This window comes from Serratia sp. D1N4, assembly GCF_054552755.1.
On record NZ_CM137274.1, the window covers coordinates 3,196,871 to 3,209,771 of the forward strand.

7 protein-coding genes and 1 pseudogene are annotated in these 12,901 nt (G+C 56.0%); 3 read left to right on the top strand and 5 right to left on the bottom strand.

Going from position 1 to position 12,901, the window contains the following annotated elements; translation table 11 throughout:
* Window positions 1-52: 52 nt before the first annotated feature.
* Entirely contained in the window at window positions 53-1,381 is a 1,329-nt protein-coding gene (gene ssnA / locus ACX1CU_RS14345; RefSeq protein WP_459398968.1) for a putative aminohydrolase SsnA, read from the bottom strand.
* 2 nt (window positions 1,382-1,383) lie between these two features.
* Window positions 1,384-4,491 (bottom strand): putative selenate reductase subunit YgfK, encoded by a 3,108-nt coding sequence (gene ygfK / locus ACX1CU_RS14350; RefSeq protein WP_459398969.1) that lies wholly within the window; start codon window positions 4,489-4,491, stop codon window positions 1,384-1,386.
* A 578-nt stretch (window positions 4,492-5,069) separates the two neighbouring features.
* Here ygfK and yqeC point away from each other — a divergent pair.
* The 3 genes and pseudogenes from yqeC to ACX1CU_RS14365 all read left to right on the top strand — a co-directional run.
* A complete protein-coding gene (gene yqeC / locus ACX1CU_RS14355; protein WP_459398970.1) occupies window positions 5,070-5,846 on the top strand; it encodes a selenium cofactor biosynthesis protein YqeC in 777 nt (258 codons plus the stop codon).
* Window positions 5,847-5,874: 28 nt separating this feature from the next.
* Window positions 5,875-7,464, top strand: a complete 1,590-nt coding sequence (yqeB, locus tag ACX1CU_RS14360) for a selenium-dependent molybdenum cofactor biosynthesis protein YqeB (RefSeq protein WP_459398971.1) — start codon at window positions 5,875-5,877, stop codon at window positions 7,462-7,464.
* Window positions 7,465-7,663: 199 nt separating this feature from the next.
* Window positions 7,664-8,488, top strand: a pseudogene (locus ACX1CU_RS14365) (IS110 family RNA-guided transposase); the annotation flags it as partial.
* 486 nt (window positions 8,489-8,974) lie between these two features.
* Here the strand turns inward: ACX1CU_RS14365 and arcC are convergent.
* The 3 genes from arcC to ACX1CU_RS14380 form a co-directional block, all read right to left on the bottom strand.
* The gene (gene arcC / locus ACX1CU_RS14370; RefSeq protein WP_459398972.1) at window positions 8,975-9,907 is read right to left on the bottom strand and encodes a carbamate kinase; all 933 of its coding nucleotides are present in this window, start codon (window positions 9,905-9,907) and stop codon (window positions 8,975-8,977) included.
* Window positions 9,908-9,980: 73 nt separating this feature from the next.
* Window positions 9,981-11,384, bottom strand: coding sequence for a dihydropyrimidinase (hydA, locus tag ACX1CU_RS14375; RefSeq protein ID WP_459398973.1), 1,404 nt, complete (start codon window positions 11,382-11,384; stop codon window positions 9,981-9,983).
* A 287-nt stretch (window positions 11,385-11,671) separates the two neighbouring features.
* Entirely contained in the window at window positions 11,672-12,889 is a 1,218-nt protein-coding gene (locus ACX1CU_RS14380) for a YgeY family selenium metabolism-linked hydrolase (protein ID WP_459398974.1), read from the bottom strand.
* Window positions 12,890-12,901 lie beyond the last annotated feature (12 nt).

The following is a 12,901-nucleotide window of genomic DNA, read 5'->3' on the forward strand; positions in this document are numbered from 1 at the left end:
TTTTCCCCCTCATCAAGGTCAACCACCCCGAACTTCGCGGGTGGCAGCCTGCTTAGTTCAAAGCATCCATACGCTGCCATAGCTGGGCCGCAACCTTGCGCGCCTCGGCGTAAAGCGGTTCAACATCGAATGGGAATTTGCCGTCCTGATAGACCATATTGCCTTCCACCATCACGCTGTTCACGCTGCTAGCTCCCATACCGAAAGCCAGGTGACCACCGATATTCTGCGCCGCCAGCGGCGTAGGTGACGGGTAATCACAGATGGTGAGATCCGCTTTGTAACCTGCCGCCAGGCAGCCGAACCGTGCGCCAAAGTTACGCGCCAACAGTTGGTTGCCGTTCGCCAGGAAGCGGGCAAAGCTGTCTGGCCACAGGGTTCCACCGGCATCGCGGTGTTTGAAGTAGGCAAACTTCAGCTCTTCGAACATGTCGGAACCAATGCCGTCGGTGCCGAGCGCCAGATTGCGGTACTGCGGCAGTTGATGGTTATAGCCAACATGATTATTCATATTGGAGCGCGCGTTGTGCACCAGGAAAGCATCGTGCTGGTTGATCAGCTCGATATCGGCAGCGGAAAGATACAGGCCGTGAGCCACCAGCGTTTTAGCGCCGAGCAGATCGTACTGCGCCAGCCGCGCCATCAGATCTTGGCCGTACTTGTCATGGCTGTGTGACACATCATAGCGGTCTTCGGCAGCGTGAATATGCAGCCCGCGCCCAGTGCTCTGCACCGCTTCGCGCAGCATCTCCAAGCCAGCATCGGCCACGGTGAACGGCGCGTGGGCACCGATATGCGCTTCCACCAGATAGGGTTCCTTACCGGCGGCTTTGGCGGCGTCGATCAGGTTTGCAAAGGCGATATTCTCCTCAACCCCGGCCTGCAATTCACGATTACCGCCGTTGCGATCGGTGGTTTCAAAACAGGTCATGCCGCGCAGCCCAGCCTTGATAAAGCCCGCACGCAGGGTTTTCAGCGATCCGGCGATAAAATTCGGTGAGGCGTGGTGGTCGATCACGGCGGTACAACCGCTCTTGATCGCTTCCAGCGAGCAGATCAGACCGCTGTAATACAGCGACTCCTCATCCAGCGCGCGATCCAAACGCCACCACAGGTTTTTCAACGTGGAGATAAAATCCGGGCACGGCGCGATGTTGGCCATAATGCCGCGCGACAGACCGGAGTAGAAATGGTTATGGGCGCAAACAATGCCCGGCATCACCAACTTGCCGTGCATATTGCGGGTTTCCGCCTGCGGATATTTTGCCGCCAGCCCGTGGCCCACCTCTTTGATCAACGCCCCTTCAATGGCGATGTCGATCCCGTGCTGAACGCTGGCGGGTTCAAGCTGTACGGCGGTGGCATTGGTTAAGATCAGCATGATTACACCTCCACCTTGCCAAGCAGATAATGATGATGGGCATACACCTGGTTGATGATGTGGCACATCTCCTCCAGCTCCGACGGCACCTGCTTGATCTGGCCGTTATCACCCAACTGCAGTTGATAAACGTTGTCCCCCAGCCGCACGCTGACCTGCTGACCGTTCACCAGAAAACCGGCGTTGGTGCTGTTGGCAAAGTCCTGCGGCAGGTTAAAGATGGTGACCTTGTCTTTGTAGGGTTTGCCCTGCCATGGGCAGAACTGGGCGCAGTTGCCGCATTCGTTGCAGTAAGCATCCAGATGCAGGGTTTGGAAACGATCGCGGAAGCCCGGTATCGCAATCGACACGTTGGCGCGGTTCGGGCAGACGTCGACACATTTACTGCACACGTAGTTACATTCCAGGCAGCGCTGCGCCTCCTGCGCCACAAAGGCTTCGCGTTCCGCCTTATCCACCACCGCCACCGCAATCGCCCCTTTGCGGCGATAGATTTCCGCCGGATCCACATTCGACCAGTATTTATCCGTGTGATGGGTTTTGACATTTTCCCGCGCCAGCACCGCTTCTGCCGCACTGCGGGCACTGCCGATGGCGGCGACGATCGATGACGGGCCACGCTGCACATCGCCAATCAGGAATACGTTAGGCCGGGTGGTTTCACCGGTCGCGATATTGACCTGCGGGTAACCGGCCTCATCCAGCGGCACGCCCAGCTTGCGCAGCACGTCTTCATCGGCCTGTTCACCAATCGCAGTGATCAGCGCGTCAATCTGCAAGCTAAGGGTTTGTTCGGTAGCCAGCGGGCGACGGCGGCCCCGCTCGTCCGGTTCGCCCAGTTCCATCACTCTGGCGGTTAAGGTGCCGTTGGCATCGAAATGTTCCGGGTTGGTGAGGAACATAAACTGCACCCGATCTTCCACCGCCTCCAGATACTCTTCGCGGTAAGCAGGCATTTCGTTCAACGTGCGGCGATAGAGCACCGTGACATCCTGCACGCCCGGCACTTTCAGCGCCGCACGGGCGCAGTCCATCGCCGTATTGCCCGCCCCGACCACCGCCACGTGTTTACCCAGGCTCAGCGGTTTGCCTTGGTTGAAATCGCGCAGGAACGGCAGGGATTTGTAGACGTTGCGGTTATTGCCTGCCAGCTTCACGCCGCTGTTTTTATCGGTGCCGATACCGATAAATACGTAGTCGAAGCCCTGCTGTTGTAGCTTGTCCACCGTCAGATCGGGATCGCAACCATAGACAAACTTCACGCCGTGCGCGGCAACAAAATCGATGTCGTGCTGAATCACCTCGGCCGGAATACGGAATTGCGGAATGATATTTTTCACCACGCCGCCAGCATTAGGCTCGCGCTCAAACAGCGTGACCTGATAGCCCGCGCGCGCCAGGAAGTAACCGGCAGAAAGCCCCGCCGGGCCTGCGCCCAGAATCGCCACCGGGTGTTTGCTGCCGGAGCCCGCAGGCTTGTGCCAACGGCGCTGGTACTCGTCCCAGCCTTTCTCCAGCGCCACTTTTTTCAGTTCGCGGATGTTCAGCGCGCTGTCGTAATCAATACGGGTGCAGTTGTACTGGCATTGATGATCGCAAATATGGCCGGTAATGGCTGGCAAAGCGTTGCGCTGATAAATCAGTTCCAGCGCCTCGGCATAACGCTGCTCACCCAGCAAGCGGATATATTCCGGGATATCCTGCTTGATGGCGCAGGCGCTAACGCAAGGCGCCACGTAGCAGTCGATCATCGGCAGCGGCCCGCCCGCGTCGATGCTGTCCTGCGCTTTCCAATGTTTCTGGGTGTATTCCATGCTGACGGCTTTTTCCGCCAGCGCTTCCAACTTGGCGACATCAATGCGCGTCATCTGCCAGCATTCTGACTGTTCCAGTTCACGCAGGCATTCGGTCTGGCGTAAATAGCCGCCGGGCTTCAGCAGATCGGTAGCCATGGTGATCGGCCGAATGCCGGTTTCAAAAATATCGCGGATATTAAATTTGCTGGCGCCGCCGGAATAGGAGATCGGCAGTTCGCCGTTAAACTCGCGTGATAATACCGCCGCCACGTTGATAGACAGCGGGAATAGCGCGCGGCCAGACATGTACATTTCTTCGCCGGGCAGCGCGCCTTTGTGGTTGATGGTTCCCAAGGTGTTGGTCAATTTCACCCCAAAGCCCAGCTTGTGCTGTTTACCCAGCGCCACCAGGCGGCGCAGCATGGCCACCGCCTGATCCAGCTTGAGATCGTGCTCGAAGGATTCCTCTTTCAGGCCAACATAGTCAAAACCGCAGGTATCCAGAATCGCCCGCACGCGCTGATAACCCAGCAGCGTCGGGTTTAATTTCACAAAGGTATTCAGATGTTTCTCTTCCAGCATATAACGGCAGATAGCTTCGATTTCATTTGGTGGGCAACCGTGCATGGTGGAAAGGGTAATTCCGCTGACTAACTGCACAGGAATTGCGCCCGGTAATTGACTTAATGCGCTGCGCTGGGCAGATAAATCGAACTGGGTAATAAAATCGTCATTGCTAACCCATTCCCTGAGGGTTTTGGCATATTCGGCGTATTTCGGCTGCTGCGCGGAATTGATCATATTATGGATAAACGCCTGCATCGGCGGTTGTTTGATCCCGTCGAGGTTATAGCCCACGCTCATATTAAAAATAAAGGATTTACTTTCCCCTTTCGCACGGGGATCAAACATCGCTTCCAGCAGATGTAAGGCAAACCAGGCTTTTAAATATTCGTCATAGGCCTTTAGCAGAGTGAACTCTGTCGACCATTCGGTGTTAAAGCATTCATCTTCCGCATCAATACAGGGTTTCTCAATCTCCAGGCGGTCAAGAATTTGTACGGTTTTTAATTCAATAAACCGCCCGCCGGTCAGCCAGGAGACGATAATATTCTGCGCCAATTGCGTATGCGGGCCAGCCGCCGGGCCGAGCGGAGTTTCGCAGCTTTCATTGAAAACGTTAATCTGCCGATCGTCACGTTTGCGATAAAACTGCTGTTCCGGAATACCAAAGATGGAGCGATTCTCATGATATTCCTCGAAAATCCGGGTTAGCAGCGCCTTGAACGGAACCGGACGCATGATATCTCCCATAGCTTATCTCCTTGCGACGAAATGCCTGAATGGTGATTAGGCAAAAACCGGCTTACGGTTTTCCACCTCGGTTAGGCATAACGCAGCAACAATCAGGCCAAATCTCACCGCGCCGCTGCGCACGGATAAAATTCGTGAGGCAGTTCTAATTGTTATTTTTATTTGTGAAGAAGCTCACAGGTGCAAGTGAGAATAAAAATCAGTGCCTACTGATGCTCAACGGCAGCGATTCACCCTATAGGGTTAATTATCAAAAAAGAACCTCTCAATATCACTTTGATACGCTGAAATGTACTATCGGATAAAATCGTGAGCGCAATCGATAAAGTATGAATGATCAATAAACCTCGATTACATCAAACAATTCGCGCGATTAAGCCATCAATCATAAATAAAAAACGGCATATTAATTAATGGCGACATTTAAGATTAGCCTGCATCCCTTTACCCCAAGGGATAGGGAGTTAATACAGCTTATGGATATAAGCCCAGACGGTTCCTTCGCCCCGTAAGAGAAGGTTAGGGTGAGAGCCGCTTGGCATATTACCGATTAGCATTCTTTTTAACTCGAGATATTTATGAACCCAACCTTCAGGGAATTATTCAGTGAAGAATATCAACGTCTGGATAATGGCAAACCACTGTTGATTAGCCTGATTGGCGCCGGTGGTAAAACCAGCACTCTATTGTGGCTGGCGCGGGCGTTCTATCAACAGGGTAAACGGGTGCTGTTCACCACCACCACCAGGATGTATCGCCCGGAACCCGCCACTTATCATCGGCTGTTTATTGGTAAGCAGCCTCTCGCCAGCGCTAAACCGGTGATTATCGCCAGTTTCAGCCATTACCAACCGCAAAATAACAAGATCGCAGGCTTTAGCGCCGAGCAGATCGACGAGATGAAGCAGCAAGGGGAATTTGATGTGATTTTGGCAGAGGCCGACGGCTCGCACGGTCTGCCGCTAAAAGCCCCGGCAAGGCATGAACCTTGCATTCCCTCCAGCAGTGATTGTGTTATCGCGTTAACCGGGGGCCAGGTGATTAATCGCCCTGCCGATCCGCAGCAGATTCACCGCTGGGAGATATTCTCGGCGCTGACCGGGATCGCTGCCGGTGAACCGCTCGGCTGCCGTGCGTTCCGTACCTTGATCGCCCACCCGCAAGGGATGTTCAAAGGTACGCCAGCCGATGCGCGACGGATTTGGCTAATCAATCAGTTTTCTCATTCTGATAATCAGCCCGATCCCGCCTGGCTTGCGCTGTTGCAGCAGGATGCGGCGCTCAGCGCCATCTGGTTTGGCGCAGTGCAGCAGAACCCGCCGATCCATCACTGCTTACGACGCCTAACGCCCTAATATTTTCGAAGTTACTGATGAGGTCAGCATGAATATCTTCGCCGAAGCTGCACGACTAGAAGAAGAAAACCGGCCCTTTGCACTCGCCCAGATTATTGAAAGCCGTGGTTCTACGCCGCGCCATTCCGGGCAAATGTTGGTGATGGCCGATGGCGACTGTATTGGCACCATCGGTGGCGGCATGATTGAACGCTTGGTGATTGAGCAGGCCATTTCTGCCATTAGTGAACGCAAAGCTAGAGTGTTTCATGGCCGCATGGCGCGCAACGGCCAGGACGCGGTGGGTTCCGACTGTGGCGGTGCGATGTCGGTTTATATTGACGTTCACGGCCTGCGCCCGCGCCTGGTGTTGATCGGTGCCGGGCACGTCAACCGCGCCATCGCCAGCGCCGCCAAACCTTTGGGGTTCGATATTCACGTTACCGATATCTACCCCGCCAGCCTTGATGCCGCCCTGTTCCCGCCGGGCACCACCTTGGTGCATGGCGAGAGCTTCCCTGCCGCCATCAACAAGATGAATATCGAACCCGGCAACTTCGTGATCGTCGCCACCAACAATCAGGACTGTGAAGCATTAAACGCGTTGATCGGCCAGCCGCTGCGCTATCTGGGGCTGCTCGCCAGCCGTCGCAAGGTGCAGACCTTTACCCATTTGCTCCGGCAACGCGGCATCAGCGAGGCCGATCTTGCCAGATTACATGCCCCGATCGGCTACAACATCGGCGCAGAAACGCCGGAAGAGATCGCCATCAGCGTGTTGGCAGAGCTGTTGCAGATAAAAAACCAGTCGGCAGGCGGGTTGATGAAAGAGGATATCCGGCTGGCGCGCGACAAACTGGTGGTGATCCGCGGTGCAGGCGATATCGCCACCGGCGTGGCGCTGCGGCTTTATCATGCTGGTTTTCAGGTGATGATGCTGGATATTGCCCAGCCCACCGCCATCCGCCGCACGGTGGCCTTTGCCCAGGCGATGTTTGACGGCCAAGCCTGCGTTGAAGGGGTGACCGGCCGCCTGGCAAAAGACGTCGACGAGGCTTTCGAGATGATCAACCGTGGCGAAATCCCGCTGCTGATCGACGGCGATGCACAGTGCTTGGAGCAGCTCAAACCGCGCTTTCTGGTAGATGCGATTCTGGCCAAGCAAAACCTCGGTACTCATCGCAATATGGCGCCGATTACCGTCGCCCTTGGCCCCGGTTTCAACGCCGGGCAGGATTGCGACGCGGTGATTGAAACCAATCGTGGTCATGAGTTGGGGCGGGTGATTTACCACGGCTATACCCACCCAAATACCGGTATCCCCGGCAATATCGGCGGCCATACCGCCCGCCGGGTGATCCGCGCACCTGCGGACGGCGTGATGCACTGCTGCGTGGCACTGGGGGATTTGGTGCAGGAAGGGGATATTATCGCCCACTGCGGTGAAACGCAGGTGATCGCACCGCTTTCCGGCATGGTGCGTGGGCTGTTGCAGGCCGGGCTGGAGGTGAAAACCGGCTGTAAGATCGGCGATATCGATCCGCGCAGCGCACAAGCGGATTACACGACGGTGTCGGATAAAGCGCGGGCCATCGGCGGTGCGGTGCTGGAGGCGATCATGAAGCTGGGGCGGGGGTAATTCATTAGGTCACATCAGTGTTTGTCTATGTAAGGTCGGTGTAATGGGAATTGCCGTAAATAGAGCGTAATTCTATGAAACAACAGTGAACGGCAATTGCAGGGCCCAAGGCGGGGCCCTGCACCCGCGCCTACGCTTAACATGCCCTGCCCGCTGCGCGGGTTCCTTCGCTGCGCCCCCGTTGCCGGACGGGTCGGCTCAGTTCGGTCATCAGGTCAAACTGATACCGCCGCAGTACGTCAAGCCTTACGTCAAAACCAACAAGACCGATGCGGCCGATGCCGAAGCCATCTGTGAAGCCGTTACCCGCCCCAGCATGCGCTTTGTACAAGTGAAAACCGCCGAGCAGCAGGCCGTATTAACTCTTCACACCGAGCGTGACATCCTCATCCGGGAACGCATCGCCTGTGTGCACAGCTTACGAGCCATGCTGGCCGAGTTTGGCCTGATGATGCCGACCGGGCAACAGGCTTTTCACCAAGGTGTTCCTGACCTACTGGAGAATGGCGATATCGCGTTGTCCCCGTTTGTCCGCCGCAGTGCGGCGCGTCAGTTTGAACATATCCTGGCGCTCGAAGACCAGGTCACCCTGATTGAGCAAGAGCTCAGTCAGTGGGCGCAGACCCAGCCAGCTTGTCAGCGGGTGATGAAAGTGCCGGGTGTCGGGTTGATGACCTCGACCTATCTGGTGGCGTCAGTAGGTAACGGGCAACAATTTCACAGCGCGAAGCAATTTGCTGCCTGGCTGGGCCTGACACCGCGTGAACAATCCAGCGGTGGCAAACAGCGATTGGGCAGTATCAGCAAACGGGGTGACGGTTACTTTCGGTATTTGCTGGTGCACGGTGCCCGCGCGGTGGCGGCAGTAATTGAACGCCACAAAGAAGGGATGCCGTGGTTGTTCGCGTTGTTGCAAAAGAAAAACTACAACGTGGCGGTGGTGGCACAGGCGAGTAAAACGGCGCGCATTCTGTGGTCAATGCTGGTGAAGGGAACAGAATATCGACCTGGAGCCGCCCATTGAGACAAGCTCAAAGGGCAGTTCCAGGTCAGCAAAGGTAAAACGCAGTCCGGTAGTTGCACGTGTAATCAAGAAGATGGCGAAACAGGTAAGACCGCAGGTGAGACAGGCCGTAAGCTGCCAGGGCATTTTAGCCCGTAAGGATGGTAGGCACTCACCTGGCGGATTTCATCATGGTTCGGGCCACAGAAAGGCCCAGAAAGAAACCGGATATATGGCTGCAATACCTGTTCACTTTATTCAAGAAAAACACTGGCATCATCGGGAGCGTCCATATATATACGCCTGTCGTAGCCGGCCGTAATGCGCTGTGGCGGAGTGAGGGTAGCCGCACAGCGGCCGCCTGATATGGCAAGGGCCGGGGTGCAGGGGGCTGGCTCTTGAGCCCCCTGCTCGGGCGCGCTCACTACGTTGCCAAGTGAACACAACATGTTTAGCGACCGAAATAGATACTCGCGCCCCCGTCTTAAGATATAAACAATATAGCCACTACAAGCTAATCACCGTCCCCGTCCTCCCTTCAATACCCAGTTGCGCCTTACTCAGTACGGTAATTAACGCCTGACGCCCCGGTTTGGACTCGGCAAACGCCACCGCCGCTTCCACCTTCGGCAGCATCGAGCCTTTGGCGAAGTGCCCTTGCTCGATAAAGCGCTGAGCATCAGCCACGCTCAACTGCTCCAGCCACTGCTGCTCCGGCTTGCCAAAATTAATCGCCACCTTTTCCACCGCGGTGAGAATGATCAGCATATCGGCATCGATCATCTCTGCCAGTTTGGCGCTAGCCCAGTCTTTATCAATCACCGCGCTGGCCCCTTTCAGGTGATTGCCTTCACGTATCACCGGGATGCCACCGCCGCCGACGGTGATCACCACCTGCCCGGCAGCCATCATGGCGCGCACCGTCTCTTTCTCAACGATATCTACCGGCTGGGGTGATGCCACAACGCGGCGATAGCCACGCCCGGCATCCTCTTTCATGTTGTAACCGTTTTGCCTCAGCAAGCGGGCTTCGGCCTCACTGAAGAAGGAACCAATCGGCTTGGTGGGGTTCTTGAACGCCGGATCGTTACCGTCGACGATCACCTGAGTAATCAGCGTAGCTACCGGCTTATCAATATGGCGATCGAGCAGTTCTTCGCGCAGGGCGTTTTGCAGATCGTAGCCGATATAGCCTTGGCTCAGTGCCACACACACCGACATCGGTAACATTGGAGTATGGGCCTCGGTTTTTGCCGCCGCCTCAAACGCCAGGTTGATCATCCCTACTTGCGGGCCATTGCCGTGCGTGACTACCACCTGATGGCCGTGTTCAATTAAATCGACAATCGCTCGCGCGGTGGTTTTTACCGCCTGCATCTGTTCCGCCAGGCCTTCACCCAAAGCGTTACCCCCCAATGCCAGTACTATTTTCTTTTTCATTCTGATCCTCATTTTTGCCACGATGTTTGATTCCCCCTAACCCTAGCCCTCTCCCCAAGGGAGAGGGAATCGGTCAGTGGATTACATCAGTTACAGTTACTGCATCAAAAGGCCGGCGGCGTAAGAACTGCCCATAGCCCTGTTGCCCGGTAAATTCGCCGTTGCGGGCCACGATCTCACCCCGGCACAGCGTCAGCACCAGCGCGCCCTGGCAGTGAAAACCTTCATAAGGGGAATAATCGGCATTGTCATGCAGTCGGTTATGGCTAATAACCGTGGATTGGCGCGGATCGATAATCACCACGTCGGCATCTGCGCCAAGGTTAAGATTGCCCTTGCGCGGCCACAGGCCAAACAACCGAGCCGGATTGCCGCTGGTGAGCGCGACAAAGCGTGAAGGTGAGATACGCCCGCTCATCACGCCATGAGAAAACAGCAGCAGCATGCGGTTTTCTACCCCCGGCAGGCCGTTTGGGCAGCGGGTAAAGTCCCCCGCCGCCAGCGCCTGGCGCTGGTGATACGGGAAGCTACAGTGATCGGTGGCCACCGTGTCAATCGAGCCGTCGACGATCCCTAGCCACAGGCGATCCAACTCCTGCTGATTGCGCAGCGGCGGGCTAAGAATGTATTTCGCGCCATCGTCACGCAGGTAGCACTGCTCATTAAGCAACAGATACTGCGGGCAGGTTTCTACCCACACCGGTTGCTGCTGTTTGCGCGCCAGGCGTAAATAGTCCAGCCCCAACCCATTGGATAAATGGACAATATACAGCGGTGCGTTGTCGGCCAGGTGGGCCAGATTGATCACCCGGCCAATCGCTTCGGCTTCACATTCCAGCGGTCGGCTTAAGGCATGGTGAATCGGGGCCGTTTTCCCGGCGGCCACCAGCGCGGCACGGCGAAAAGCAATGGCCGCGTCGTTCTCCGGATGCACCGTGGTCAGTGCACCCACCCGCCGCAGCTGCCATAAGGCGCGTAGCACGTCGGCATCGTTCACTTTGTAGTGGTAGGTCAGGTAGAGCTTGAAACTGCTGATCCCTTCGTCATGCACCATGCCCGCCATTTCTTCGAGAATGTCGTCATTAATGTGCTGGATCACGCCATGAAAGCCGTAATCAATCACCGCATTACCGGCCGCGTATTGATGATAAAGATTAAGCTGATGGTGAAGATTGCAGCCCGCCGGGCCGAACCCCATATGGTCGATAATGGTGGTGGTGCCACCGCAGGCGGCGGCGCGGGTGCCGGTGAAAAAGTCATCGCAGCTGCGGGCGATGCCGACATCGATATTGAAATGGGTATGCACATCGATGCCACCGGGCATTACGTAGCAGCCGGAGGCATCAATCATCTCGCAGTCGTCCCCCGGCTCAATGTTGGCTGCACGCTGGCAAATGATCCCATTCTCGATCAGCAGATCCTGAGCGTACTGCCCGTCGCTATCTACCAGAATGCCGTTCTTAATCAGCCGCTTCATGTTGGCACCCTTGAAAAAATCGCAGCAATAGGTGAGAAAACATGTCCCTCTCCTAATAGGAAAAAACCAGGAGAGAGGCTTTAGCTCGGTGCTCTGGGTTCCCCCTCACCCTAACCCTCTCCCCGAGGGAGAGGGGACTGGTTCACCGCACGGGTTAGCTGGGCATACCCCTCACCATAATGCTGAACCGTGCGCCCCCTCTCCCTGTGGGAGAGGGCCGGGGTGAGGGGCATTGACTCGGTGCTCTGAGTTCCCCCTGCCCCTCCCCAAGGGTTAGGATTAGCTTCTTATTTTTCCAACTCTTCCAAGTAGGCCAACGGCACGGCGGCGTACATGGCGGCACAGGTCACCAGATGATCTTTCCAGGTTTTCTCATTCGGCGCATGGGCTTCGGGCTCTTTGCCGGGGCCAAAACCAACCACCGGAATACCATGACGGCCCATAATCGACACGCCGTTGGTAGAGAACGTCCACTTGTCCACCACCGGTTTTTTCTTGAACAGCCCTTGATAGGCTTTGCTCAGAGTTTTCACCGTGATGTGATCTTCTTCCACTTTCCAGGTCGGGAAATAGCATTCGGTCGGGTAAACCAGGCCAGTGTAAGACGGGCGTTCATAGTCGTACATTGACACCACCGCTTTGGCGGCCTGCACCGCTGGCAAGGCGCGGATTTCGTCCAGCGCCCCTTCCCAGGTTTCGCCCCAGGTCAGGCGGCGGTCGATCGATACCGCACAGCTATCAGCCACCGCGCAGCGGCTCGGTGAGGTGAAGAAAATCTCGGAAACGGTGAGCGTGCCTTTGCCCAGGAAATCGTCGTTGCCCAACTTGCCGGATAGTTGCTGCAGTTCGTTGAGGATCGGCCCCATTTTGAAGATGGCGTTATCCCCGCGCTCCGGTGCCGAACCGTGGCAACTGATGCCTTGCACATCGATGCGGATCTCCATACGGCCACGCTGGCCACGGTAGATCTGGCAGTCGGTAGGTTCGGTACTGATGACAAACTCCGGGCGAATCTTCGACTGTTCGATAATGTACTGCCAGCACAGGCCATCGCAGTCTTCTTCCTGCACGGTACCGGTCACCAGCAGCGTATATTGATCCTCCAACCCCAGATCTTTGATAATTTTGCCCGCATAGACCATCGAGGCCATACCGCCTTCCTGATCCGATGCGCCACGGCCGCCGATAATCTCGTCGTTTTCCATGCCCTGATAAGGGTCAAAGTTCCAGTTTTTGATATTGCCAATACCGACGGTATCAATGTGCGCGTCCATCGCAATCAGGTGTGGGCCATGGCCGATATAGCCGAGGATGTTGCCCATCGGGTCAATTTCCACCCTGTCGAAACCCACCTTCTCCATCTCTTGCTTAATACACAGCACCACCAGTTTTTCATCACAGCTTTCGCTCGGGATCGCAATCATGTCCCGCAGGAAACGCGTCATTTCATCTTTGTATTGGTAGGCTTTCTCTAACACCAGTTCAAAAGGAATTTGCTTTGCCATTGTGTTCTGTTC

Bases quoted from the DNA above. Each gene is read 5' to 3' on its own strand.
- ssnA (WP_459398968.1), bottom strand. From the start codon at position 1,381: ATGCTGATCTTAACCAATGCCACCGCCGTACAGCTTGAACCCGCCAGC.
- ygfK (WP_459398969.1), bottom strand. From the start codon at position 4,491: ATGGGAGATATCATGCGTCCGGTTCCGTTCAAGGCGCTGCTAACCCGG.
- yqeC (WP_459398970.1), top strand. From the start codon at position 5,070: ATGAACCCAACCTTCAGGGAATTATTCAGTGAAGAATATCAACGTCTG.
- yqeB (WP_459398971.1), top strand. From the start codon at position 5,875: ATGAATATCTTCGCCGAAGCTGCACGACTAGAAGAAGAAAACCGGCCC.
- arcC (WP_459398972.1), bottom strand. From the start codon at position 9,907: ATGAAAAAGAAAATAGTACTGGCATTGGGGGGTAACGCTTTGGGTGAA.
- hydA (WP_459398973.1), bottom strand. From the start codon at position 11,384: ATGAAGCGGCTGATTAAGAACGGCATTCTGGTAGATAGCGACGGGCAG.
- ACX1CU_RS14380 (WP_459398974.1), bottom strand. From the start codon at position 12,889: ATGGCAAAGCAAATTCCTTTTGAACTGGTGTTAGAGAAAGCCTACCAA.